Source organism: Pseudomonas sp. LB3P25 (assembly GCF_054897985.1).
Genome location: NZ_CM142711.1, coordinates 3,956,262 through 3,981,465, shown reverse-complemented (window position 1 = coordinate 3,981,465; position 25,204 = coordinate 3,956,262). Strand labels below are relative to the sequence as shown.

The following is a 25,204-nucleotide window of genomic DNA, read 5'->3' as shown; positions in this document are numbered from 1 at the left end:
CTCGCAGTTCAGGCGGCGAATGACCAGTGCGCCTGATTACATGCTCTGGACTCCGGAAAGGAGGGCTGGCAATTGCTGGATGCGCTTTCTGATGTCTTGCGTGTGATTCGGCTGTCTGGAGGGGTCTTCCTCGAGGCGGAGTTCACTGCGCCCTGGTGCATCAGCGGAAGAATCTCTGCAGACGATTGCAAACCGTTCCTGGCGGCCCCTCGACATATCATTGCGTCGCATTTTGTCGCGGCGGGGCACATGCAATTACGAATCGACGATGGCGCCACCCTCGATGTGCGGGCAGGCGAACTCATTCTGCTTCCTCGCAATGACGTTCATACTTTTGGCAGTGATCCAAGCATTGCGCCCATGTCGGCGCGCGACGTTATTCAGCCGCCGGAAGTCGGCGGCATTTCACGAATCAAGTACGGCGGGGGCGGCGAGGCCACACAGTTATTGTGCGGATTCCTCGGCTCTGAAGCACCGTTCAGTCCGTTGCTTTCGTCGCTGCCATCCTTATTGAAGTTAGACGTGCGCGCGACGGCTTCGGGAGCCTGGATTGAAAGCTCATTCCGTTTCGCTGTCAGTGAGATCGCGGCGGGGCGCGTCGGCTCGACAACGGTCATCGCCAAGCTATCCGAATTGCTGTTCGTCGAAGCCGTCAGCCAGTATGTCGCGAGCCTCCCGGCTGAGCGGCGCGGGTGGCTGGCGGGTTTGCGAGATCCGCATATTGGACGCGCACTGGCGCTGCTCCATGCTCGTCCAACCGAGGGCTGGACTGCAGAAGCCCTGGCGCTTGAAGTGGGCATGTCGCGCTCGGTATTCGCGGAGCGATTCACGGCATTGGTCGGACAGCCACCGATGCAATACCTGACACTCTGGCGTATGCACGTGGCGGCTCAACACCTGCGCGAAGGTCGCGGTAATGTGGCGCAAATTGGCTTTGCAGTTGGCTACGAATCCGAAGCCGCGTTCAGTCGCGCATTCAAACGCCAGTTCGGCACATCACCCGGCACCTGGCGCAGACAATCAGCATGAGAAGGTCCGGTGCCGATGGACACTCTGATCAAGCCAGGCAGCAAGTGTCTCCTCATGGCCGATAGCAGCCTGTCCCGAACGACTGAAATCGACCCAGGTAGCCATCAGATCTGCCTTCGCTGCGTATCATTCTATAAATGCACATCGAGGCGCTTGCCCATGCCACAGAGCGGCTCGCGCGGGTATTCTGTGACCGCAAGCGCTCGTGTCGCCGTGTCGCCGTGTCGGCCGGGTGCGGTTACGTTTTTTCCAAGCCGACATTACGCTGAGTTAGTCAGGATTTGCCATGAGTGAACGACACATGATCCGCCAAGCAGTTGCAGACGATGAGGTAGCCGTGCGCGCTTGTGTCGAGCAGGCGTATGTCCAGTATGTTTGCGTGATAGGACGAAAGCCTGCACCGATGTTGGCGGATTTCAGGGGACAGATTGCAGCGGGTTATGTGTACCTTTGCACTGGAGAGCAAAACGAATTGCAAGGTTTCATCGTCTTCTTTCCGGTGGGTCAGCATATGTTTCTCGAAAACGTGGCCGTGTCAAAAGCAGGGCGTGGAAAAGGTATCGGCAAATCACTTATTCAATTTTGCGAGGCGCAGGCGGTGCGCTTGGGCCTTGGCAGCGTTCATCTCTATACGAATGCAAAGATGACCGACAATCTGTCAATTTATCCCCGACTCGGTTACGTCGAAGTGCAGCGGCGCTCGGAGGAGGGATTTGATCGCGTCTACTTTGAAAAACGCTTGGGTTGAGATGTTTTCATCTCAGCGCAGGCTCACGACACTCCGACATACACCGCCAGACCTCACCCGGCGTGGACCGTGCCGCGTCGATGCCTTTGTCGTCGTAGCCCGGTGACGGTGGCAGCGTAGTGCTTGCCGTCAGGCGGTTACGGCCCAGCCGTTGAAGGTGGCTCGTCGGGTGTAATCGCTCATTGGACACCTCCAGATCGCAAGAAAAGAGCGTTGGCGGCCCGGATGCTGCGGCGCAGTTCGGGAAGTCGAGCCTGTGTTTGGTCGGGCGCTAAAGCCACGTATTCACCACTCGCCGATCTGGCTCCTCCCAATCCGCCAGCCCAACATCCGCGTGGTGTTCAACCCGCGCAAATATCCGCGCAACTGATTGGCGGTGGCCCGCGCATGCTCCAGGTCGGGCGAGTTTGCGCACAACAGTACGGCTTCGTACTGGACCAGGTACTCGGCCACCCGGTCACGGAAATCGGGCAAAACGGCGTCGCGGATCAGGTCAAAAGTTCTCAAGGAGAGATCCTCATCAATCAACTATTGCTAGAAGTAATAGTGACCATTACCAAACGCAAGTTCTGCTTTGTCGGCAATAGTCGGAAAATCGCCTCCATCGAACACGCGGGTCAAGAAACCTGCGCGATGAAGATATTGACCCGACTGGCTCTGGTCAGCCCTGCTGAGGGGCGGAGTGGTCACTGCACTTGGCTGAACACACAAAACACAAATGGCAATGGCGGCGCCCGTGACGCAGTTCCGTTGCTCAATAAACCGAACCTTTTATTTTCAGGATGAAACCGATGCGCCCTTTATTCGTGTCTGCCATGGCGTTTGCCTCTTTGCTGCTCGCCGGTTGTGCCTCCGCGCCGAACGATCCGACCCTGACCTTGCAGACCAACAAGACTCCTGCCCAATACGCCGACTGCGTCGTACCGAAATTGCAGGGCAGTGCGTTGAACCCGACTGTCTCGCAAACCCAGCGCAGCTACCGGATCGTGGTGCCGAGCAAAGTCTCGGCGGACAACGTGTTGGAAGCCTACAAGGCCGGGAACGGCGGCAAGGTGTTCATCTACGAGCGGCATTTGCTGGCCTCGAACTTCCTGCCTTCGAGTTTTGAACGCGCCGCACAGGATTGCATCTGACCCCGGCCCGTAAACGCGTTTCATAGAGCTCCTTTGGTTGGCCGCAACCAACCAATTTTTTGCCCCGCACCGCATTCGGTTGCGGGGTTTTTTTTCTGCGAATGAACAAAGGAGTGTCTATCAATGCTGAGGGTTACACGCATTTTATGGTCTCAGAGTACGGGAACGCCCATCGGCTTTGGCTGCTGTAGGTCAGACCGGGCGATCGGCTTCTGACACAGCAGCGTTTTACCGTACGCTGAGTCATTAATGCCCGGGCATTGGACTGCTTGGGCGTTTTACATCGCGTTTTCGCCTTACCGAGTCAGGGCGCGCAATGCGGCTCGGTTGAGGCAACCGGGGCGTACGCAGTAACAGACTGATTTCCTCTGCGCTGACCGCTCTGCTGAAAAAGTGGCCCTGAATTTCATCGCAGCCGTTTTCACGCAGGAAGGTTTGCTGCTCTTCGGTTTCGACACCTTCGGCAATGACCTTGAGGTTCAGTTTGTGCCCCAACGAAATCACCGCGGTGGCGATGGCTTTGTCGTTCTCGTTGTTGGGCAGATCGCGCACGAAAGACTGGTCGATCTTGAGTCTCGCGATCGGGAAGCTTTTCAATGCGGCGAGGCTGGAGTAGCCGGTGCCGAAGTCGTCGATCGAGAGACTGATCCCCATTGATTGCAGTTCTTTCATTTTGCTGATGGCTTGCTGAAGGTCTTGCATGATCAGGCTTTCGGTCAGCTCCAGCTCAAGGTACATCGGGTCCAGTCCGGTTTCTTGCAAGGCATGCATCACCCGGTCGATCAGGTCCCTTTCGATGAACTGGCGTGCTGAAATATTCACCGACATGGTGATCGGCGGCCAGCCCGCGTCCTGCCAGGCCTTGTTCTGTCTGCACGCGGTATGAATCACCCAGTCGCCGATGGGCACGATCAACCCGGTCTCTTCGGCCTGCGGAATGAATTTGATTGGAGACACCATGCCGAGCTCGGGATGCTGCCAGCGGATCAGTGCCTCCACACCGATAATCTGACCTGACTGCAAATCCACCTGTGGCTGGTACAGCAGCAGGAACTCATCATGGTTGAGTGCATTTCGAAGCCCGTCTTGCATGGCGAGCTTGCCCTGAACCTTGTTATTCATCTCGCTCGTATAGAACTGGTAACTGTTGCGACCCAACTCCTTGGCCCGGTACATGGCGGCGTCCGCGTTGCTGAGCAACGTGTCGGTATCGCTGCCGTCGGCAGGGTAGGTGGCCAACCCCATGCTGCAGGTGACGTGGAGTGTATGTCCGCTGAGTTGAATCGGCCGCAGGATGGCTTCCTGGATTTTGTGCAGGGCTGGAGTAACGCCGTCGAGGTCTGAGGGCTGGTCGAACAGGACGATCACAAACTCGTCGCCACCCAGTCGCACGACGGTGTCGGTGCGGCGTACACACTCCAGCATGCGCTGGGCGACGGTTTTCAGCAGTTCGTCTCCAGCACTGTGCCCAAGGCTGTCATTCACCAGTTTGAATTTGTCCAGATCGAGAAACACCACCGTCACCAGGCGGCTGTAGCGCTGAGCATAAAGTATTGCCTGCTTGAGACGGTCTTCGAGCAGTGTGCGATTCGGCAGCCCGGTCAGTGCGTCATGGTCGCCCATATAGCGAATGCGCTTTTCGGTAAGTTGGCGTTCTATCGCAATGCCGGCAAGAGGTGTCGCCATGTTGATCAGTCGCGTCTCGGTCGAGCTAGGGCTGCGTACGGTGTTGGAATACAAGGCAAACGTACCCAATACCTTTCGCTCGTGGGACAGAATCGGCGTCGACCAGCAGGCGCGAAATCCATAGGGCGTTGCGACTGAACGGTACGCCTCCCACAGCGGATCCAGCTCGATATCCGTGACGATGACCGGTTCTCGTCGATACACCGCGGTGCCGCATGAACCGACGTTCGGGCCGATCGCAATCCCGTCAATGAGCTGGTTATAGGCTTTCGGCAAACTGGGGGCCGCCCCGTGCAGCAGGTGCTTGCCATCCTCATCCAGCACCAGGATGGACACCATCATCCCCTCCAGTTGGGACTCCACCAGGTGAGCCAGGCTGTCGAGGACTTCTGCAAGCTCGGTGCTCCTGGCGATCAGCTCCAGGACATGACCTTGTCCGGCACGGATGACGGCTTCTTGCTCTAATCGGCTGTTTTGCAGGGCGAGCCGCTCGGTGGCGATACTCAATTGGACCGTTCTTTTTTCCAGCTGAAGTCGGTCTTTGAGGAATTGATTCACCGCGCGAGCCATGTTGCCGATCTCGTCCTTCCCATGTTCCGCCATCATCAAATGCGTTTTGTCAGTGTGTTCCTGACGCAATTGCCGGCTTATTTCATTCAGACGCACGAGCACATGACGGCCCATGAAGACCCGGGTCACGAACCAGGCGAACACCAGGCTGGCGCCTAACATGATCAGCACCCATTGCTGGCTACGATTTGAGGCCTCGACCAGGCGCTGCAGGGCTTCGCGATAGTCTTCGGTGTAAGCACTGGATTGCGCACGGGCCACCGCGACCAAAACCCCGGCCTCATTCTTCAGTTCCTCATTGAAGCGCTGTATGACGTTGTGCTGATTGATGAGCCTCAGGCGCAGGGAGAAGAGATCGGGCGTCTCCACATCAGCGTCGGGTAACTTGCCTGCGGTGCGTGACAGGCGCTCATATCGGATCCGCAGGCGTTGCACGGCATCACTGTCAACAGCCTGCGGCAGATCGAAAAGTAACACCGCCAGTTCCAGGCTGGCCCGGGTCTGAGTCGCGGTTAACCGGGCGGTGTGATCCTCCATGGTTTGCTCGAAGGTGACCTCGGTTTGCAGCAGGCTTTCTCGCAGCTGCGCGACGATGTTGGCGGTATTGCGGAACATCTGACTCGACTGATGCATGTCGAGTATCGCCACGCCACTGTTCGCGGCAGTCAGCTGCTGCACCAGTTGATCAAGGGCTTCAAGCTGTTCGACGGTCGCCGCATAGCTTGAACGCAGGGTGTCGGGGGAGCGGGTTGTCAGAAGCTGATCGGTCTGGCGTTCGATCAGCAAGGTACGCTGCAGCATGTCTTGCCCATTTTGCATGCGGACCAGTCGTTCATCCGTCAGCTGGCGGGTGGCGCTGTTTGACGTGCGCAAGGCGTAGACCGCAGTTGCACCACTCGCCAGGACCAGCAGCGCCAGCGTCAGAAACGCCAGTGTGAACTGTGCGCGTAGCGATTGCGGCAATAGCGGGCGTCCGAGCCGGGAAGTAACGTCCAATGTCAGGGATTCCATTGGTGGCGATAGATGTCTCGATAGCCATTGTCAGGGTCGTACTGGAATTTCTTCCCGCCGTCGAAGGCGATATTGTCGGCATTGACCAGGTGAATCGGCGCGACGAAGCCGCTCACCGGCTGACCTGCAAACAGCCGGTTCAATTCATCCATCACTTGCCAGCCATGCAGGTTGAGCGGCTCGGCCACGGTGACGGTCTGGTAGGTTTTTGCCTGTATGCGCAAGAAAGCCGAAGCGCTGCCATCACCGGCAGACAACAGACTGATGCCGTCACTGGGTATTGCGGCGTTGGTCAATGAGGTAATCGAGTAGTCGAAATAGATATCGTTGATGGCCAGCGTGTGGGTCCAGCGCTTGCCATAGCGCTGAAGCAGCTCCTTGGTGATCGCCGGCATCTTCTCGCCACTTTCGGAGATCGCGACATCGCGCACTTCCAGCAACGTACATTCCCGACAGGCCCGAATGACGTTTTCCATGGCCTTGGCTTTCGCCATGGCGATGCTGTACTTGGAGTCGGTCAGGATGACCACGCCGGCGTGTCCGTTTGACTGTGCCACTGCCGCCATGGCCGTGAGGCGAGCCACTTCGAGCGGGTCGGTCGTGACGTTCATGGCCACCGGCGTGCCGTCAATCGGCCCGGGTCGTGCCCCGGCGTGCCAGCCAACCACCGGCACATTCCTGTTGGCGAAGAGGATCAGCGCCGCATTGTTCTCAAGGGCATCGGAGCCACACAGAATGAGGCCGTCGGGTTTCGCTGTCAGGGCATCGGAAAAGGCCTTTGCGCGCCCGGCCGATGATCCGGCGCCATCGAATATCTTCAGCGTCCAGCCCATCGCCTTGGCTGCCTCGCGAGCGCCCTGCGCGACACCGACAATTCCTCCGTTACGCAAATCTTCTGAGACAAAGGCGATGCTCTTGCCCCGCAGGGCTTGCGGGCCGGATTCAGGGCCGCTCCAGCGAACGGCTTCGAGGGTGGCCCTGGAAACGATTTCCTGCGCTTGAATCACCGTAACCGTGGCGTTTTCGACACCCTCTGCGGTTGGCAGGTTCTGGCCGTATCCGGGAGTTGCCGCGAAAAGACAGAAAGCCGTAATTGAAGCCATCCAGAGTAACCGGCGCCTGATCAGACAGGTTCGATCACCGCCTGTGATGCCGGGTCTGGAGCCGATGGCGCGATCATAGTCTGGCATGGCGTCCCTTTTTGCCAAGAGTGCAGCGTTCACTATCCGAAAGGATAGTCGGTTCTGCTGTCATCAGGTCTTTTGTGGGTAAAGTGCGCGAACTTTAGTCCTGAGCATTCAGGAAATGGGACAGGGTCCATGGCACAAAACAAGGGACGAAGGCCAATTGCATCGTTGACTACATTGAGTGGTTTTACAAGGCTTCGACTAATGCCGATCAGTTAAGCCATTTCAGCCGCAACGCAAACCTTGTAGCAGCTGGCGAAGCCTGCGTTCGGCTGCGCAGCAGTCGTAAAATCAGACAATGCGGTGTTTCAGGAAGACCGCAAACGCAGGTTTTACGACTGCTGCGCAGCCGAACGCAGGCTTCGCCAGTTGCTACGTATCACGTTTTGGCTTACTGACTGGCATTAGGGCTTCGGCCTCTTTTTTCGTCCCAGCCCCCCCTGAACTCAAGCACACCCACGCCTTTACAAAGCGCTGTTGTACAAATCCGTCACCAGCATGCAGCCGGGGGCATGGGTAATGCACAGTGGCGGACGTGAGGCCTGGACCACCGATTGAGGTGTCACACCGCACGCCCAGAACACCGGTATTTCGTCAGCTTCAATGGGAACGGCATCGCCGTAGTCCGGGATGTTGAGCGCGTGAATGCCGATCAGCGACGGATCACCGATGTGCACGGGGGCGCCGTGGACGTTGGGCATGCGCGCGGTGATTTGAATGGCCTGGATGGCAGCAGCGGCTTTCATCGGCCGCATGCTCACCACCAGCTTGCCACTCAGTCGGGCGGTGGGGCGCGTGTCGATGTTGGTCTGGTACATGGCGACATTGCGCCCCAGATCGATGTGCTTGAGGGGGATGCCAGCATCCAGCAGCGGTTGTTCGAAGGAGAACGAGCAGCCGATGGCGAAGGCCACCAGGTCATCCTGCCAGAGATGCTCGATATCCAGCGGTTCTTCGCTCAGTAAACCCTGTCGATAAACCCTGTATCGGGGCACGTCATGGCGAATATCAATGGCTGTCCCAAGATTGCGAAAGTACGGATCGCCGGGCTCGGTAATGTCGAGCAACGGGCAGGCTTGACGATTGAGGGTGCAATACCTGAGGAACTCATCGGCCCAATCACTGGGAAGAATCACGATATTGGCTTGCACCCGGCCTTGGCCCAGGCCGCTGGTGTGGCCCTGATAGTATCCGGCGGCGATGCTTTGGCGCAGGGCCAGAGGTGTGCTGCGCTGCAATTGTTCGAAGGACGTGGCGGGCTGATTCATCATGGCATCTCGGCAGGTTGTTGACCCTTTTTAGAAAACCACGGTGATGCCGTCCAACAAGGAATGTTGTTGCCCCCAAACAACTAAAAGTTATTCAGGGGGCAGTCGGCTGTCGAGGCCCGGCGCCGCCACCATGAGTAACGGACCGACATCCGCAGCGTATTGGCAGACCACCTGGCGGCTCATTTCGACAATGTTCTCGATCAGTTCCAGCCCGACCCCCGCACGCCACGAGGCCACGACATCCAGTTGCGGCAAGCGGCTGCCGGGATCCAGCTGGATCAGCTCGCCGCTGGCCAGGGGTTTGGCCACCAGTGCCGCCGGCAAGGCGCCGATACCGAAGCCGTCACGAATCAACCGGGTCATGGCCGACACCGAGTTGACGCAACTGACGCGCGGTGCGCCTACGCCATGGGCGTGCAACAGGTTGAGTACATCCTGATGCGGTCGTGAGTGTTTGACAAAGGTGATGATGCGCTCGCCGGCCATCTCGGTGAGCGAGGCATAAGGCCGGGCGTAGATCGAGTTGCTGGCGGCGATCCAGTGCATGGGATAGTGCGCCAATTCGAGGTTGCGCACGCTTTCGTGACGGATCAGGTCAGTCTGAAAAACGATGTCCAGATAGCCCTTTTTCAACTGCTCGCAGAGATTGCGCGCGGCGTCGGCAGTGATCTCGATTTCCACGGCGGGGAAGGTCTGCATCAGGGTCGACATCAACGGGCTGAGCCAGGTGTGAATCACCGTATCCATCACGCCAATGCGCACCAGCCCCTGCTGCGGGCTGGTGTTGTCCAGCGAGTGTTTCAGCGCGCGCTGGACCTCGAGCATCTGCTCGGCGTAGTCGAGCACCTTGAGACCCTCGGGCGTCAGCGACACCCCGCGTGAATCGCGCACGAACAGGCGCAAGCCCAACTCATCTTCCAGCGCGGCGATCCGGCTGGAGATCGCTGCCTGAGTGCTGAACATTTTCTCGGCGGTCAGGCTGAAGCTTTGCAAGCGGGCGACCCAGACGAAGGTTTCGAGGAATTTGAGGTTCATGGCGGTTCCCTTGGCGCTTGTGGCTCTTGTAATGAAGGGGCGGGTTGCAATTGTTACTCCAGAGTCCGCCGCAACGGGCATCAAATTTTCTTATGCATAACCTCGTCTTTTTCCCGTTTGACGCCGTTCTGTCTCGGCCCGAAGAATCCGCTCCACGACGCAGGTCGCTGCGTCCGCCCCCCACGACAACGCCTTCACAAAAAAACAATGAGGTGTGTCCGTCATCTTCGCTTGCTGCTGCAGGAACCTCTTCCATGGAAAAAATCATGACCGTCCACGTGCCTTTAAAAGCGGGTCGCACCCGCCCATTCAATGGGTACGCCCCGGCTGGCACATTGCTCGGCCTGAGCCTGCTCTGCGCGCCGACCGCTCAGGCGGATTTCGTCGCGGACAGTAAAGGCAGCCTGGAAGCGCGCAACTTCTACTTCAACCGTGATTTTCGCCAGGACGGTTCGCGCGACAAGGCCGAGGAATGGGCGCAGGGTTTTCTGTTGCGAATGGAGTCGGGTTACACCGCGGGCATGTTTGGTTTTGGCCTGGATGTTTTAGGCATGGCCGGTTTCAAACTGGACTCCGGTGGTGGTACGGCGGGCACCAATCTGTTGCCGCCGAATGGGTCCGGCGGCTCACAGGATCGCTATGGCGAGTTAGGCCTGACAGCGAAAATGCGCGTGTCCAACAGCACCCTGAAATTGGGGACATTGCAGATCAAGGACCCGGTAGTGAGCTCCAACGATACCCGCCTGTTGCCGGGCACGTTCAAGGGCGGCCTGGTGAATGTGCAGGAAATTGATCGTTTGAAGCTCACGGCCGGTCAACTCACGCAGATCAATTTTGTCGACTCCACCGACTATCAGGACATGACCGCCAACCGCATCGGCGGGCAAAGCGATAAGTTCCAGTTTGCCGGGGCTGACTATCAGTTCCTGCCGAACCTGACCGCGCAGTACCGCTACGGCAAACTTGAAAACATCTACCAGCAAAATTACCTCGGGCTTGTGCACACGCTGGACCTGGGCTCCGGCCAGTCGCTCAAGAGCGACGTACGCTATGCGCGCAGCACCGAAGACGGTAACTTTCGTGATATCGACAACCAGGCCTTCGGTGCGTTGTTCACCTATAGCCTGGGCGGCCATGCGTTGGGCTTTGGCTATCAGCGCATGAGCGGCGACGATCCGTTTCCGTATATCGGGCGCAGCGATCCGTACCTGGTCAACTTCGTGCAGATCGGTGACTTCGCCAACATCGACGAGCATTCCTGGCAAGCGCGCTACGACTACAACTTTGTCGCACTCGGTGTGCCGGGGTTGACCTTCATGACGCGCTACATCTCTGGCGACAATGTGCAACGCACTGCGCCGGGAGAAGGCAAGGAATGGGAACGCAACACCGATATCGCTTACGTGGTGCAGGACGGTTCGTTGAAAGGGCTCGGACTCAAATGGCGCAACGCGTCAGTGCGTTCGAACTTCGGTAATGACCTGGATGAGAACCGCCTGATCGTCAGCTATACCCTGGCGCTGTGGTAGATGATTTTCAGGGAGCGGCTGTCGGTTTGTATATTCTATTGAGGAATAAGCAAATCAATATATATTCCTTTTAATATTGATCCGGGAGGTTCATTTTGAAGGCCTGCACATCCGTGCGGATGTATTCGACATCAGACAGGAAGCCTCATCATGACCATCAAAGCGATCAACGTCCGCAACCAGTTCAAGGGTGTCATCAAGGAAATTGTGACAGGCGAAGTGGTCTCCGAAATCGATGTACAAACCGCCTCCGGCATCGTCACTTCGGTGATTACCACCCGCTCAGTGCGCGATCTTGAATTGCAAGTGGGGAGCGAGGTGATTGCCTTCGTCAAATCCACCGAAGTCTCGATCGCCAAGCTCTGAAATGTCCCGCGGCCTCGATGTTTTGCCCGATCACATCGTGCAAAACATCGAGGCCGCTCATTTCAAGAAAAAGACAATCCCTGGCTTGCACGAATCAAGTCATAGGCTTTGCGGGCAATCAAATTGGCGGTGTTGGGCCTGATCCACAGGTAGTAGGTCACGTCCGGCAGTCGCGGCAATCCGTCATTTTCACCCAGCACGCGCATGTCTGGACCAAGCATCTCCATGCTTCGGGGGGTGACACCCAAACCAGCACGTGTCGCGGCCTTGATGCCAATCAGATTCGATGCCAGGTACGCCTGGCGCCAACTGATATTGGCGCGTTCCAGCGCCTCCAGGGCATAGCGCCGGTAGATGCTCGGTTCATCCACGAGGATCAGTGGCAACGGTTCGCCGGGGTTGTGAATGTACTGCGCCGAGCAGATCCACCACACCGGTGAAGTGCGTAAGGCAAAGCCTTCCAGGCTCGGGTCCTGGCGAGTGGAAATCACCATGTCGACCTTGCCTCGGTGCAAATCCTCCATCAGAAACGGGCTGCGCCCGACATCGATTTCCAGACGCAAGCGCGGTGCCGAGCGGGCGATGTGGCTGAGGATCGGCGGCAGGATGGTGTCGGCGATGTCATGGGGTGAGCCGATGCGCAACACGCCGCTCAAGCTGCTTTCACGCAGCGAGTTCAATGCCTCGTCGTTGAGCGACAACATCTGCCGGGCATGACGCAGCAACTGCAAGCCGGGTTCGGTGAGTTGCTTTTGCCGCCCGCGCTTTTCGAACAGGCTCACCCCCACTTGCTGTTCCAGGCGTTGCATGTGTTGGGTGACCGACGATTGCGTGCGGGCCAGTTGCGCGCCGGCCTCGGCAAAACTGTGGTGGTCGACGACGGCAATGAAGGTGCGCAGCAATTCGAGATCGAGGGTGGGTGAGGTCGGCATGGCCATTTCCGGGGCTGCTTTTATATCAAGGCTGAAAACATAAACATTACGATTATTTATGTATTTTTGCTGATTTTTTAGTGGGTAGATCTTTAATGTCAGTAAATACGGGCTTTATGGAGGTCGTCTCCCGGTGTGAACACGGGAAGTTATAACGATATTAGATATTTGAATTTCCGTTACTTCAACGCTGTACCTAGGATGCCTCCACATCAGGTCGGGGTACGCCGATCAATCATCAGGGGAAGATCCATGTCGCAAAAGTACTCAGCCGTTAAACAATTGTTGCCTGTGATGCTGGGCGCCTTGATCTCGCTGGTTGCCAGCACCGGTGCCCGGGCTGATGCAACCCTGGACAAGATCGAGCAACGGCATGTGTTGGTGGTCGGCGTGTTGCTGTCCGGCGGCCCGTTTGGCGGGATTGATCCAGCGACCCAAAAGCCGCGTGGTTTGAATGTTGACCTCGCTCAGGAGCTGGGACGGCAACTGGGTGCCGAAGTGGAGCTGGTGCCGGTATTGCCCGCCAACCGCGTGCAGTTTTTGCAGCAGGGTAAAGTCGATTTGCTGATTGCCAACATGGAGTGGACCGCCGAACGCGGCGAGATCCTCGGGTTTGTGCCGACACCGTTCTACCGTGTTGGTGGTACCGCCGCGGTGCTCAAGGACAGCAAGATCACCCGTTGGGAAGACCTGAAAAACCAACCGGTCTGCACCTCCCAGGGCAGCAGCTACATCAAGCCGCTCACCGAGTTGGGCGTCGAGATCAAAGCCTTCAAGAGCTCTTCGGAATCCTTGCTGGCCCTGCGCGGCAACAATTGCGTCGCAGCGGTGCATGACGCCACGCTGATCAATCCGCTGCTCGCCGGCACCGCCGAATGGCAGGGCTATCGCGCACTTACGCCGGAACTCAACCCTGCGCCGTCGGTGATCTGGACCCGCCCCGGAGAAAGCGATACCCAGGCCAAGCTCGATCCAATCGTCAAGGAACTGCACCGCAGCGGCTGGTTGATTGAGGCCCAGACCCGCAACCACATCACGCCCGCATCACCCGCTTTGGTGGAACTGCAGAAACAGTTCCAGGCCAACGGCGCCTGACCCCGGTTCTCCACCTCATCGTTTTCAACAGACCGTCCTTTTGCCGGGCGGTCGTTCAAGGTAGTCGTGCATGAACCGTTATTTTTCCGCCAAATCCCTGACCACCCTGTGCCTTGCTTGGTCCGCCGCGTTGGGTGCGAGTCTTGCCCAGGCCGATGCCACGCTGGACAAGATCGAGCAACGCCACGCCATCAGCGTCGGGGTGATTCTCAGTGGTCCGCCATTCGGCACCATCGACCCCAAGACCGGCGAACACCTGGGTTACAACGTCGAACTGGCCAAGGGCATCGCCAAGGCATTGGGCGTCGAAGCGAAGACCGTTTCGGTACTGGCGCCCAACCGCGTGCAGTTCCTGCAGCAGGGCAAGGTCGACATCCTGATCGCCAATATGCAGTTCACCGAAGAGCGTGGCGAAATTCTCGATTACGTGCCCACGCCTTATGAAGAAGTGGGCGGCGCGGCGTTGATTCGCAAAGGGGCTGGCGTGACTCAATGGGCTGATCTCAAAGGCAAGCCGGTATGCGTGTCCCAGGGCAGCAACTTCATCAAGCCATTGCAGGAGACCTACGGCGCAGAGATCAAGGCCTTCCGCAGCCAATCCGAATCGTTGTTGTCGTTGCGCGGCAATGGTTGCGTGGCGGCGGTGCATGTCAGCCCGACCATGCACGCGCTGTTGAGCGATGCCGAGTGGGCTGAGTATGAAATCCCTCTGCCGGGTGATTTGATCCCGTCGAACTCGGTGATCTGGCTGCGCAAAGGCGAGCACGATACCCAGGCAAAACTGGATGCCATCGTGCGCGACTGGCACCGCAGCGGCTGGCTGATCGAATTGGGCGAGCGCACCGGTATGACGCCATCTCAAGCATTGCGTGATCTGCACGAGCAGTACCGCAACGCCGCGCCGCTGGCGGTGCAGCCATGAGTCAGACGTTGTTCGTGGCTTTGCAGCAATTGCTCGGCGCCAGCCATGTGCAGAGCAGCGAAGAGGCCGCGCCCTATCTGACCGACAAACAGGGACGTTACGTCGGGCAGGTCATCGCTGCGGTGCACCCGGCGAACACCGAGGAAGTCGCGGCCGTGGTTCGCGCGTGTGTGGCCAGTGATACGCCGGTGGTGGTGCAGGGCGGCAACACCGGCCTGATGGGCGGCGCGACCCCGGACGCCAGCGGCCAAGCGGTGTTGCTGTTGCTCGACCGATTGAATCGTGTGCGGGCGGTGGACACTGACAACGACACCCTGACCGTCGAGGCGGGCTGCATTCTGCAAACTGTCCAGGACGTTGCTCGTGACGCCGGCCGGCTGTTTCCCCTGAGTCTGGGCGCCGAAGGCAGTTGCACCATCGGCGGCAATCTGGGCACCAATGCCGGCGGCACCGCGGTGCTGCGTTATGGCAATACCCGCGAGCTGACTCTGGGTCTGGAAGTGGTCACCGCCGAGGGTGAAATCTGGAATGGCCTGCGCGGCTTGCGCAAGGACAACACCGGTTACGACTTGCGTGACCTGTATATCGGCAGCGAAGGCACGCTCGGCATCATCACTGCCGCGACCCTGAAACTCTTCCCGCTGCCCAAGGCGCAAGCGACGGCACTCTTGGCCTTCGACTCTCTGGACCAAGCGGTGCAATTGCTGTCCCATGCCCGCGCCGGTTTCGGTGCCAGTCTCACCGCGTTCGAACTGCTCAGTGCCGACTGCCTCGCGCTGCTGCGCGAGCAATTCCCCGAAGGTCCGCAACCTTTTCTCGGTGCCAGGCAGCCTTGGTTTGCACTGTTGGAACTGTCCGACAACTACAGCGAAGCCCATGCCCGCCAAGCGTTTGAACAAGTGCTGGGGGAGGCCTTCGAGCGCGAGTTGCTGGCCGATGCGTTGATCGCTGAAAGCCTGGCCCAAAGCGAAGCCCTGTGGCTATTGCGGGAGAACATGAGCGAGGCACAGAAGCGCGCCGGTCGCAACATGAAGCACGACATTTCAGTGCCTATTTCCCAGGTCGTGGCGTTTGTCGCCCATACCGATGCGCTGTTGCAGGCGAATTTTCCCGGTGTCCGCCATTTCACGTTCGGCCATTTGGGCGACGGCAACCTGCACTACAACGTTGCTCATCCTCTTGATTCGACGGTCGAGGCGCATATGGCTCACTACGCGGCGCTCAGCTTGCTGGTTCATGACAGTGCCCATGCCCATGGCGGTTCGATCAGCGCCGAACACGGCATCGGCCAGCGCAAACGGGACATGCTGGAGCGCTACAAAAGTCCGGTGGAGCTCGATCTGATGCGCCGCATCAAGCAGGCGCTGGACCCGAAAAACCTGCTCAATCCGGGCAAGGTATTGGAGGTGGTTCCGTCATGACGATTCGTCTGTCCAAGCGCGTGCAGCGCGTCTCGCTGTCGGCCAATGCCGCCGCCAAATCCCAAGCCACGGCGTTGCGTGATGCCGGTCGCGACATTCTCGACCTGACCACCGGCGAGCCGGATTTCGACACTCCCGAGCACATCAAACAGGCCGCTTATGCCGCCATCGCTGCCGGTGCCACCAAGTACACCCCGACGCCTGGCGTAAAAGCCTTGCGTGTCGCCGTGCAACGCAAGCTCCAGCAGGAAAACCATTTGGACTATCCGCTGGAATCAATCGTGATTGCCAACGGGGCGAAGCAAATCATCTTCAATGCCTTCGCCGCGACCCTCGACGACGGCGATGAAGTTCTGGTGCCGACGCCGTACTGGCCGTCCTTCCCCGACAGCGTGCGCTTCAATGGCGGTGAACCGGTGTTTATCGAGTGCGCACTGGCGCAGGGCTGCAAGCTCACGGCAGAACAGCTGAACCAACACATCGGCGAGCGGACTCGCTGGCTGATTCTCAACGGCCCCGGCAACCCCAGCGGCGCGGTGTACAGCGAGGCCGAATTGCAAGCCTTGGCCGAGGTGCTGCGTCGCCATCCGCAGGTGCTGATTCTGCTGGATGAGCTCTACGAACATATCCGCTTTGACGGTCAGCCCGCGCAGAGCCTGCTCAATGTCGCGCCGGACTTGCAACCGCGCTGCCTGTTGGTGGGCGGTGTGTCGAAGACGTACGCCATGACCGGGTGGCGCATCGGTTTCGGTGGCGGGCCACAAGTGCTGACCAACGCCATGGCGGTCGTGCAATCGCAATCCACGTCGGGGGCCTCTTCGGTGGGACAGGCTGCCGCATTGGCGGCCTTCGAAGGCGGCCTGGATTTCTTGCCGGAGCAGGTGGCGGCCTATCAGCAACGTCGGGATCTACTGGTGAGCGCCTTACGCAAAGTCGAAGGTCTCGAGGTGCTCGAACCCCAAGGTGGTTTCTTCGTGTTTGTTCGCTGCGCCGGGTTGCTGGGGCGTTATCGTCCAGACGGCGTATGCCTTCACAGCGACGCCGATGTCGTGGCGTATTTGCTGGAGGAGGGCGTGGCCGGTGTGGCGGGCAGAGCTTATGGCTTGTCGCCGTGGTTTCGCCTGTCCATCGCCACGGCGACCGACACCGTTGCCGAAGCCGGGCGTCGCATCGCTCACGCCTGCGCGCAATTGCGGGGCGAACCATGAGTCATTGGCTGGAGCTTTTCGTCCACTGGACTGCCGGGATCGGCCTGAACTACGGTTTTCTGCTGGACGCCTACCAGCGCGGAACCCTGGAGCAGGGGGCGCTGACCACGGTGCTGCTCTGCCTGTTCACTATTGTCGGCAGCCTGCTGGCGGGTGTCGGATTGGCGGCGATGCTGACCTCTGGAAAACCCTGGCTGGCGAATCCGGCACGCATATTTGTCGAGGTCACCCGCAACACGCCGACGCTGGTGCAGCTGTATTGCGCCTTCCTGGTGCTGAACATGCTGCTGACTCAAGCCGTCGGCGCGGCCAACCCGCTGACGCCGTTCGCCTGGGTGGTGATCGTGATCTCGTTGCACAAGGGCGCGTTCCATGCCGAAGCCTTGCGCGCCGGTATCGAGGCGGTGCCGGCCGTGACCCTGGAAGCGGCCAGTTCGCTGGCGTTCAGCAGTCGTCAGTTGCTGTGGAATGTGCAACTGCCGTTGGCCCTGCGCTTTGCCTTGCCGTCGCTGATCAACAACCTGATCGACCTGGTGAAAATGACGGCCGTGGCCTCGGCCATTGCCGTGGGGGACATCACTTACGCGGCGATCATGATCTGGACCCAAAGCGACAACGTGCTGGAGTTGATGATTCTGATCCTGAGCTTTTTCGGCCTGCTGAGTTTTATCGTCAATTGCGTGGGGCGCTACCTTGAAGCGCGCCTGAGGATGCCCGGCTATGGCCATTGAATCGTCCGTCACCGCACCGGTGGCCTGGCCTCGGCGGCATGTCGGCAAGTTGCTGTTGTTGGTGTGCGTCGTACTGTGGCTGGTGTATGTCGCCCCGCACAGCCCGGTGTTCAAGGCCTTGCTGCAATGGTCGCCGGCGCTGGCCGTGGGCTTTGGCCAGAACATTCTGATCAGTCTCGTCGCCATCGGCTTGGGGTCGTTGTTGGGGTTGTTGGTAGGTGCGTTGGCGCTGTCACCCCTGCGTCTGCTGCGCCTGCCGGCGTGGATCTGGGTGCAGATTTTTCGCAATGCGCCCTGGCTGGTGCTGATCTATTTCACCACCTATGTGTTCCCGTTCGAGATCCACATCGGCAGTGCCTATGTCTCGTTCCCGGACTGGGTCAAGGTCACCCTCGGCCTGGCGTTGCCGGCGAGTGCCAATGTCGCGGAAATCTTCCGTGGCGCCATTGCCTCGATCCCCAGCACCCAGTGGGAAGCCGCACGTTCCCTGGCATTCACCCGCGGGCAGATTTTCCGTTCGATCATCCTGCCGCAGTGCTTCAAGCGCATGTTGCCGCCGTGGATGAACCTGTATGCAGTAATCACCATGGGCACTGCGCTGGCGTCCCTGGTGGGCGTGCATGACGTGATCGACACCGCGCAAATCGCCAGCAACACCGTGAACATGACCGGCTTCACCGTGGTGATTTATCTGAGCCTGTTGGTGCTGTTCTTTGCCTATTGCTACCCGATTTCCCGACTCACCCAACGCCTGGAGCGACGTTATGCCTTCTACTGAAACCGTCGCCGAGCCCCTGGTCAGCCTGCGCGACCTGCACCTGTCGTTTGGCACTAACCCGGTGCTCAAAGGCATCGACCTCGACGTGCGCCGGGGCCAGGCCGTGTCGATCATCGGCCCCTCCGGTTCCGGCAAATCGACCATCCTGCGCTGCATCACCGGCCTGTTGCAGCCCCAGCGCGGCAGCATCCGCGTCGGTACGACCGAGGTTCACACCCTGGCCCATGAAGCCCAGCGCATCGAGTTGCGCAAGCGCGTGGGTTTTGTGTTCCAGCAATACAACCTGTTCCCGCATTTGTCGGTGCTGGAAAACCTGGTGATTGCCCCGCGCAAGGTGCTGGGGCGTAACCGGATCGACGCCGAAAAAGACGCTCGCGCCTTGTTGGCCAAGGTGCGTATGGAACACAAGGCCGATGCCTATCCGGGCCAGCTCTCGGGCGGTCAGCAACAACGGGTGGCGATTGCCCGCGCCCTGGCGATGCGCCCGGAACTGATTCTGTTCGATGAAGTGACCTCGGCCCTCGATCCGGAAACCGTCGGCGAGGTGCTGACGGTGATTCGCGAGTTGACCGAAGAGGGCATGACCTGCGTGCTGGTCACCCACGAAATGCGTTTCGCCGAAGAAATCAGCGACATCGTCTACTTCACCGAGAACGGCGTGATCGTCGAGCACGGCAGTGCCGCGCAAATCTTTCAGCACCCCACCAGCGAGCGCACCCAGGAGTTTTTGCGTCACGCCCTGGGTGATCCGGGCCGCCGGCCGCCCATCGCCAATGATCCGTATCTGTTGACCAACCTGAGTCGCTACAGCCTGTCCGTCTAATACCGAGGAGCCTGTTCATGAGTACCGTTAACCGTGCCGCCGTCATCGAGGATTTCCTGAAGAAAATCCGTGTCATCCATCAACGGGGCGTCGACCGCGCCGCGCTGGTGGAAATCGTTTCCTTGCTTGAAGTTCTGGCCGAGCGCCGTGATCTGTTCAATTTCGACGAGTTCCCGGCGCCGGTGCCGGGGCAGGGCAGCACCGCGTTTCGCTACCGTCTTAATGACGATGGCGACACCCCGACGCTGTACCTGAACTCGTTGCTGCCGGGCAAAAGCACGATCCCGCATAACCATGAAACCTGGGCGATCATCAGCGCGGTCGAAGGCCAGGAAATCAACTACGTCTACCGTCGTGATGACGAAGGCCGCGAGCCCGGTTTCACCACCTTGCACCTGGAAAAAGAAGTAATCGTGCAACCCGGCACCTCCATCTCGTTTCTCGGCGAAGACCTGCATGGCATTCGTGTCGAAGGCGACCAGGCGACCCTGCATTTCCACCTGTACGGTTTGCCACTGGAGTCCCTCAACGGCCGGTACGGTGTCGAGGCCGACGGGCGCATCCTCAATTACAACGCCTCGCAAATGGCGCCGTCGATCAAGGCCTACGCATGATCGATCTGTATTACTGGCCGACTGGCAATGGCTTGAAGATCGGCATCTTGCTGGAAGAGCTGGAGCTTGAGTACCGCGTGCTGCCGGTCAACATCCGAGAAGGCGAGCAGAAGCAGGCAGCGTTCCAGCGCATCAGCGCCAATGGACGGATTCCGGCGATTGTCGACCATGCACCACAGGGCTTAAGTGAGCCGCTGAGCCTGTTCGAATCCGGCGCCATCCTCAATTACCTGGCCGACAAGGCCGGGCGTTTCCTGCCAGCGGCCGGCAGTGCGGAGCGGCAAAAAGTTCAGGAATGGCTGTTCTGGCAGGTGGGGCATATCACCCCGTACCTGAGCCAGTTGCAGCTGTTCAAGGAGAAGGCTCCGGAACCGATTGCGTTCGCTCTGGACCTGCTCAATGCCGAAGCGACGCGCCTGTACAAGGTTCTGGAAGCGCGCTTGTCCGAAGTGCCCTTTGTCGCGGGGGAATATTCCGTCGCCGACATGGCGATCTTCCCGTGGATTCAACCGTTGCGACAGGGCCAGGACCTGGCGGATTACCCGCATGTTCATGCCTGGCGCGAACGCCTCAAGGCGCGACCGGCCATTCAGCGTGCGTACGCGAAGGGCCGGGAAGTCGCGGCCAATGAGCGCTCTCTGGCGCTTCAATAACTTTTTTTTCAAACGGGACTCCCATGAGCCAGACCGTAACTCCAGGGCAACTGCAGCAGTGGCTGTTCGACGGGCAGGAAATTGCCCTGTTTGACGTGCGCGAGCACGGCCAATATGGCGAAGCCCACCTGTTTTTCGGGGTGAACGTGCCCTATAGCCGTCTGGAGCTGGAGGTCCGGCGTCTGGCGCCGAATCCTCAGGTTCGGCTGGTGATCTATGACCAGGACAGCGGGGGTGTCGCGGCGCGTTCCGCTCAGCGTCTGCAGGCGCTCGGGTATCGCCACGTGCATGTGCTTGATGGCGGTGCCGATGGCTGGCAGGCTGCCGGTTTTCAGCTGTTTGCCGGGGTGCATGTGCCTTCCAAGGCCTTTGGTGAATTGGTGGAAGAGGCCAGCCATACGCCGCATGTCACCGCGAAACAACTGGCCGAATGGCAAGAGCGGGGCGAGCCGCTGGTGGTGCTCGACGGTCGGCCGTTCGATGAGTACCGCAAAATGACCATTCCCGGCTCGCTGTGCTGCCCGAATGGTGAGCTGGGTTATCGCGTCCACGATCTGGTGCCGGACGAAAGCACGCCGATCGTGGTCAATTGTGCCGGTCGGACCCGCAGCATTATCGGGGCCCAGACGTTGATCAATCTGGGCTTGAAGAACCCGGTCTACGCATTGGAAAACGGAACCCAGGGTTGGTATCTGGAAGATTTTCAGCTGGAGCATGGCAGCACCCGACGTTATGCCGAGGAAGTGTCGTCTGGCACGTTGCCGGCACAGCGACTCGCGGCTGCGCAACTGGCGGAACGCGCCGGTGTGAAAACCGTTGAGGCGGCGCAGGTTGAACAATGGGCCAAGGAGGCCGGTCGCAGCCTGTTTTTGTGCGACGTGCGCACCGCCGAGGAGTTTGCTGCGGGCAGTCTACCGGGAGCACAACACACGCCGGGCGGGCAGTTGATTCAATCCACGGATCTGTATGTCGGTGTGCGTCAGGCGCGGTTGGTGCTGCTCGACAGTGATGGCGTGCGCGCACCGATTGTTGCCAGTTGGTTGCGGCAATTGGGGCATGAGGCCTATGTGCTGGCAGGCGGGGTGAGCAGTGATCTGGTGCTGCCCGCGCTTGAGGTGATCGCTCACGAGGCGCTGCCGTTGATCACGGCACGGGCCTTGGCCGATGCACTGAAGGACGACGCCGTTGCGCTGATTGACCTGCGACCGAGCATGACTTATCGCAAGGGTCATATCACCGGGTCGCGCTGGTCGATTCGCTCGTTACTGGCGTCTGAAGTGGCCGGTGAGCAACGGCCACTGGTGTTGGTCGCCGATGATCCATGGCTGGCCGCTTTCGCGGCGCTGGAATTGCCTGAAGCTCAGCGTTTGCACGTGCGGCTGCTGGACGGCGGCCTCGATGCCTGGCGTGCGGCGGGCCTTGCCGTGCAGGAATCCGCCCAGACACCGCCCGATAAGCAGTGCATCGATTTTCTGTTCTTCACCCACGACCGTCACGCCGGCAACAAGGACGCGGCGCGTCAGTATTTGGCCTGGGAAATCGGTTTGCTGGCGCAGATGAGCGACGACGAGATCGCCAGTCTCAAGCCGCTGCGCGTCACAGCGCCCCGCGATGCCCGGGTGCGTACACGCCTGGTCCATTCGGCGCGTACCGAACAGGGCGATGGCGCCCGGGCAGTCAACGTGCCGGTCACGCGGTTGAGCACGGTGCTGTTCGATAACCTGGCGCAAATGCGCGACGCCCGTGCCCGCCGCGATAGCGAGCGGGTCTTGAGCTATGGCGCCCGAGGCAATCCGACGGCCTTCGCCCTGGAAGATCTGGTGACGGAGCTGGAGGGCGGTTACCGTACCCGCTTGTTCGGCACCGGGCTGGCGGCGATCGCGCAGACCTTCCTGGCCTACCTGCGGCCCGGCGATCACGTAGTGATCAGCGATGCGGTCTACGCGCCTGTGCGACGTCTGGCCCGGGAGTTTCTTGAACCGTTCGGCATTCAGGTCAGCTACTTCGCGCCGGATGGCAGCGGTCTGCAAGCACAACTGCAAGCCAACACCAAAATGGTCTACACCGAAGTGCCGGGCTCCTTGCTGTATGAACTCTGCGATTTGCCGGCCATCGCCGCCCTGTGCAAACCGCGAGGCATTCTCCTGGCCGTCGACAACACCTGGGGCTCGGGTTACCTGTACCGACCGCTGACCCTGGGCGCGGACATCTCGATCATGGCGTTGACCAAGTACCTGTGCGGCCACAGCGACGTGGTCATGGGCAGCGTCTGCACCCGACAAGACGTCTGGCAACCGCTGGCGTCCATGGGCGACACCTTTGGCGCCACCGTCAGCCCCGACGACGCCTACCTGGTGTTGCGCGGCGCGCGAACCCTGGCACCGCGACTGGACGTGCACGAACGCCAGGCGCTGGAAATCGCTCATTGGCTGCAAGCGCAACCGCAGGTGAAGCGGGTGTTCCATCCAGCGTTACCCGAGCATCCCGGTCACGCCCTGTGGCAGCGCGATTTCAATGGCAGCAACGGTTTGCTGTCCTTCGAGCTGCGTGATGCAGACCCTGCCTACGTCGAACGTTTTATTGATTCGCTGCAGGTGTTTGGGCTCGGCGCTTCCTGGGGTGGTTACGAAAGCCTGGTCACCGTCGCCGATACCACGGATCGAGACAGTGCTGCGGATCGTTCATTGAATCCGGTGCTGAGGCTGCATATCGGGCTTGAAGATGTCGAAGCGTTGATTGAGGACCTGCAGCGCGGGTTTGCGGGTGCAGCGTCAACTTGACACCTGTTTCCAGTCGAGGGCGAAGCGCGCCAGGTATTTGCGCAGACGATCAGCGTCATTGGGCTGTGCTTTAGCCTGGCGTGATACGCCAAACAGGCGTCGCCCTGCATCGGACAGGCTGTCCGCCTGCCGGCATATGTCGAGTACGGCGTTGAGTTGCAGGCGATCGAACAGGTCCATCTCGACGTTTTCGCCAAGCAACCTGTTCAGTCCGTCGTCTGGTTGAGCCAGGCCCCAGGCATAGCGCAGGCGCTCAATTTCCTCCTCGACCTGGGCTTCATCGATCCGCCCGCTGTCGGCCAATGTCGCCATGCGGGTGATGGAGGCCGACAGCTCTCGGAAGTTACCCAGCCAGGCCGCTTCGCTGGAGCTGGCGAATGCCAGATAACGACGCCGCGCTTCGAGGTTGAAACGCGCCATTTGCCCTTGTTCCCGGGCGTGGCGCTCGAGCTCGAAATCGATGTTGGGTTCGATGTCTTCGCGTCGACCGGCCAGGCCGGGAAGGTCGAACGTCCACAGATTGATTCGCGCATACAAATCCTCGCGAAACAGCCCTTCGGCCACGCGGCTACGCAGGTCGCGGTGGGTGCCGGCGATGATCAGAAAGTCGCTTTCCACTTCCTTGTCCGAACCCAGTGGAAAGAAGCGTTTCTCTTCAATGGCCTTGAGCAGCATCGCTTGTTCGTCCGCGCCCAGCTCACCAATTTCATCGAGAAACAGCATGCCTCCGTCGGCCGCTCGCAACAGGCCGTCGCGGGCGTTTTGCGCGCCGGTGAAAGCGCCCTTGATGTGCCCGAAGAGGGTCGACATGGCGCCGTCACCCCGCAACGTGGCGCAGTTCACTTCGACAAAGCGGCCCTGCATCTGATGACGACTGCGCTTGAGTTCATAGATGCGCCGAGCCAGAAAGGATTTGCCAGCACCGGTGGGGCCGATCAGCAGCATGGGCGCTCGTGAACGCACCGCCACGCGCTCGATCTGCTCAATGGAGCGGTTGAACGCAGCGTTTCGGGTGGCGATCCCGGACTTGAGAAATGCCAGGCCTTCCAGGCGTTTGTGGGCGAACCGCGTGGCGATGCGGTCGTAGCGCGACAGGTCGAGGTCGATCAGGGCGTGGGTGCCGATGGCGCGCTCTTGCTCCTCAAGCTGGCGGGCGGGGGAGGTCTGGATCAGTCGCGCTGGCAGGTAGCGCGCTTCTGTGAGCAGAAACCAGCAAATCTGCGCCACGTGGGTCCCTGTCGTGATGTGGACCAGGTAGTCCTCGTGTTCGGTGTCGAAGCTGTAGGCCGTGGTGAAATCGTGCAGTGCTGCGTACACCTCTTCGAAATCCCACGGGTTACGCAGTGGCATCGGATGCAGGTGCAATTCGGTTTCCGGCGAGACCTGGCGGATGTCTTCACGCACGCGTTCCGCCAGGCTGACGTCTCGGGCGTCGACGCCGTGGATCAGCTCCAGTCGATGGATCAACACATCCTGTTGCTGGCACAGGCCAACAGTCGGTCGCCAATGACCCCAGCGATTGGCGCCTTTGCCGACTCGGTCGAGGGTGGAGCCGATAAAACCGATGGCGACCGTGCGTTTGTCTGACATGTTTATACCAAAGGATAAATAGCGATAGGTAAGGATAGATAATCATCTGACGGTATGTCTTGATTTGGATCGATAAAATTTATCGTAAAAAA

22 protein-coding genes and 1 pseudogene are annotated in these 25,204 nt (G+C 59.6%); 16 read left to right on the top strand and 7 right to left on the bottom strand.

Translation table 11 applies throughout. The features are described 5' to 3' along the window. Positions 1-72: 72 nt before the first annotated feature. Together ACYZTW_RS18080 and ACYZTW_RS18075 are read left to right on the top strand one after the other, a co-directional pair. Complete coding sequence (locus ACYZTW_RS18080; RefSeq protein WP_462001162.1) at positions 73-1,029, top strand: AraC family transcriptional regulator; 957 nt, start codon at positions 73-75, stop codon at positions 1,027-1,029. A 286-nt stretch (positions 1,030-1,315) separates the two neighbouring features. Continuing rightward, a complete protein-coding gene (locus ACYZTW_RS18075) occupies positions 1,316-1,777 on the top strand; it encodes a GNAT family N-acetyltransferase (protein ID WP_462001161.1) in 462 nt (153 codons plus the stop codon). 271 nt (positions 1,778-2,048) lie between these two features. On the opposite strand, the pseudogene ACYZTW_RS18070 reads toward ACYZTW_RS18075, so the two are convergent. After that, a pseudogene (locus ACYZTW_RS18070) lies at positions 2,049-2,284 on the bottom strand (hypothetical protein). A gap of 39 nt (positions 2,285-2,323) precedes the next feature. On the opposite strand from ACYZTW_RS18070, the gene ACYZTW_RS18065 reads away from it, so the two are divergent. After that, positions 2,324-2,563, top strand: a complete 240-nt coding sequence (locus tag ACYZTW_RS18065; RefSeq protein WP_462001160.1) for a hypothetical protein — start codon at positions 2,324-2,326, stop codon at positions 2,561-2,563. A 5-nt stretch (positions 2,564-2,568) separates the two neighbouring features. Then, the gene (locus ACYZTW_RS18060) at positions 2,569-2,910 is read left to right on the top strand and encodes a hypothetical protein (protein WP_462001159.1); all 342 of its coding nucleotides are present in this window, start codon (positions 2,569-2,571) and stop codon (positions 2,908-2,910) included. A 246-nt stretch (positions 2,911-3,156) separates the two neighbouring features. On the opposite strand, the gene ACYZTW_RS18055 is transcribed toward ACYZTW_RS18060, so the two are convergent. The 4 genes from ACYZTW_RS18055 to ACYZTW_RS18040 all read right to left on the bottom strand — a co-directional run bounded on the left by ACYZTW_RS18055 (position 3,157) and on the right by ACYZTW_RS18040 (position 9,670). Then, the gene (locus tag ACYZTW_RS18055; RefSeq protein WP_462001158.1) at positions 3,157-6,177 is read right to left on the bottom strand and encodes an EAL domain-containing protein; all 3,021 of its coding nucleotides are present in this window, start codon (positions 6,175-6,177) and stop codon (positions 3,157-3,159) included. Beyond that, positions 6,165-7,184 carry a substrate-binding domain-containing protein gene (locus ACYZTW_RS18050; protein WP_462005784.1) on the bottom strand — a complete coding sequence of 340 codons (1,020 nt, stop codon included), beginning with the start codon at positions 7,182-7,184 and terminating at the stop codon, positions 6,165-6,167. The genes ACYZTW_RS18055 and ACYZTW_RS18050 overlap by 13 nt, the downstream gene beginning before the upstream one ends. Before the next feature lie 644 nt (positions 7,185-7,828). Further along, entirely contained in the window at positions 7,829-8,632 is an 804-nt protein-coding gene (locus ACYZTW_RS18045) for a putative hydro-lyase (protein ID WP_462005783.1), read from the bottom strand. Positions 8,633-8,722: 90 nt separating this feature from the next. Further along, positions 8,723-9,670, bottom strand: a complete 948-nt coding sequence (locus tag ACYZTW_RS18040) for a LysR family transcriptional regulator (protein WP_462001157.1) — start codon at positions 9,668-9,670, stop codon at positions 8,723-8,725. Between the two features lie 266 nt (positions 9,671-9,936). Between ACYZTW_RS18040 and ACYZTW_RS18035 the strand changes: the two genes are divergently transcribed. Together ACYZTW_RS18035 and ACYZTW_RS18030 are read left to right on the top strand one after the other, a co-directional pair. Next, entirely contained in the window at positions 9,937-11,199 is a 1,263-nt protein-coding gene (locus tag ACYZTW_RS18035) for an OprD family porin (protein ID WP_462005782.1), read from the top strand. Between the two features lie 150 nt (positions 11,200-11,349). Further along, positions 11,350-11,565 (top strand): TOBE domain-containing protein, encoded by a 216-nt coding sequence (locus tag ACYZTW_RS18030; protein ID WP_140678013.1) that lies wholly within the window; start codon positions 11,350-11,352, stop codon positions 11,563-11,565. A gap of 62 nt (positions 11,566-11,627) precedes the next feature. Here the strand turns inward: ACYZTW_RS18030 and ACYZTW_RS18025 are convergent, their stop codons facing one another. Further along, positions 11,628-12,497 carry a LysR substrate-binding domain-containing protein gene (locus ACYZTW_RS18025; protein WP_462001156.1) on the bottom strand — a complete coding sequence of 290 codons (870 nt, stop codon included), beginning with the start codon at positions 12,495-12,497 and terminating at the stop codon, positions 11,628-11,630. Between the two features lie 252 nt (positions 12,498-12,749). On the opposite strand from ACYZTW_RS18025, the gene ACYZTW_RS18020 reads away from it, so the two are divergent. From ACYZTW_RS18020 to metC, 10 genes are all read left to right on the top strand, one after another. Further along, positions 12,750-13,592, top strand: coding sequence for a transporter substrate-binding domain-containing protein (locus ACYZTW_RS18020; RefSeq protein ID WP_462001155.1), 843 nt, complete (start codon positions 12,750-12,752; stop codon positions 13,590-13,592). 70 nt (positions 13,593-13,662) lie between these two features. After that, on the top strand, positions 13,663-14,514 hold the full coding sequence (locus tag ACYZTW_RS18015) for a transporter substrate-binding domain-containing protein (RefSeq protein WP_462001154.1): 852 nt from the start codon (positions 13,663-13,665) through the stop codon (positions 14,512-14,514). Further along, positions 14,511-15,935 carry an FAD-binding oxidoreductase gene (locus ACYZTW_RS18010; RefSeq protein WP_462001153.1) on the top strand — a complete coding sequence of 475 codons (1,425 nt, stop codon included), beginning with the start codon at positions 14,511-14,513 and terminating at the stop codon, positions 15,933-15,935. The genes ACYZTW_RS18015 and ACYZTW_RS18010 overlap by 4 nt, the downstream gene beginning before the upstream one ends. Then, positions 15,932-17,143, top strand: coding sequence for an aminotransferase class I/II-fold pyridoxal phosphate-dependent enzyme (locus ACYZTW_RS18005; RefSeq protein ID WP_462001152.1), 1,212 nt, complete (start codon positions 15,932-15,934; stop codon positions 17,141-17,143). The genes ACYZTW_RS18010 and ACYZTW_RS18005 overlap by 4 nt, the downstream gene beginning before the upstream one ends. After that, positions 17,140-17,874, top strand: a complete 735-nt coding sequence (locus ACYZTW_RS18000) for an amino acid ABC transporter permease (RefSeq protein WP_462001151.1) — start codon at positions 17,140-17,142, stop codon at positions 17,872-17,874. The genes ACYZTW_RS18005 and ACYZTW_RS18000 overlap by 4 nt, the downstream gene beginning before the upstream one ends. Further along, positions 17,864-18,652: an amino acid ABC transporter permease gene (locus ACYZTW_RS17995; protein ID WP_462001150.1), complete on the top strand. Its 789-nt coding sequence runs from the start codon at positions 17,864-17,866 to the stop codon at positions 18,650-18,652. Before ACYZTW_RS18000 ends, ACYZTW_RS17995 begins: the two co-directional genes overlap by 11 nt. Continuing rightward, positions 18,639-19,475, top strand: coding sequence for an amino acid ABC transporter ATP-binding protein (locus ACYZTW_RS17990; RefSeq protein ID WP_462001149.1), 837 nt, complete (start codon positions 18,639-18,641; stop codon positions 19,473-19,475). Before ACYZTW_RS17995 ends, ACYZTW_RS17990 begins: the two co-directional genes overlap by 14 nt. Before the next feature lie 17 nt (positions 19,476-19,492). After that, a complete protein-coding gene (locus ACYZTW_RS17985) occupies positions 19,493-20,089 on the top strand; it encodes a cysteine dioxygenase family protein (RefSeq protein WP_462001148.1) in 597 nt (198 codons plus the stop codon). Next, positions 20,086-20,742, top strand: a complete 657-nt coding sequence (locus ACYZTW_RS17980; RefSeq protein WP_462001147.1) for a glutathione binding-like protein — start codon at positions 20,086-20,088, stop codon at positions 20,740-20,742. The genes ACYZTW_RS17985 and ACYZTW_RS17980 overlap by 4 nt, the downstream gene beginning before the upstream one ends. A 23-nt stretch (positions 20,743-20,765) precedes the next feature. Next, on the top strand, positions 20,766-23,522 hold the full coding sequence (metC, locus tag ACYZTW_RS17975) for a cystathionine beta-lyase (protein ID WP_462001146.1): 2,757 nt from the start codon (positions 20,766-20,768) through the stop codon (positions 23,520-23,522). Here metC and rtcR read toward each other — a convergent pair. Continuing rightward, the gene (gene rtcR / locus ACYZTW_RS17970) at positions 23,514-25,112 is read right to left on the bottom strand and encodes an RNA repair transcriptional activator RtcR (RefSeq protein ID WP_462001145.1); all 1,599 of its coding nucleotides are present in this window, start codon (positions 25,110-25,112) and stop codon (positions 23,514-23,516) included. The genes metC and rtcR overlap by 9 nt on opposite strands. Positions 25,113-25,204 lie beyond the last annotated feature (92 nt).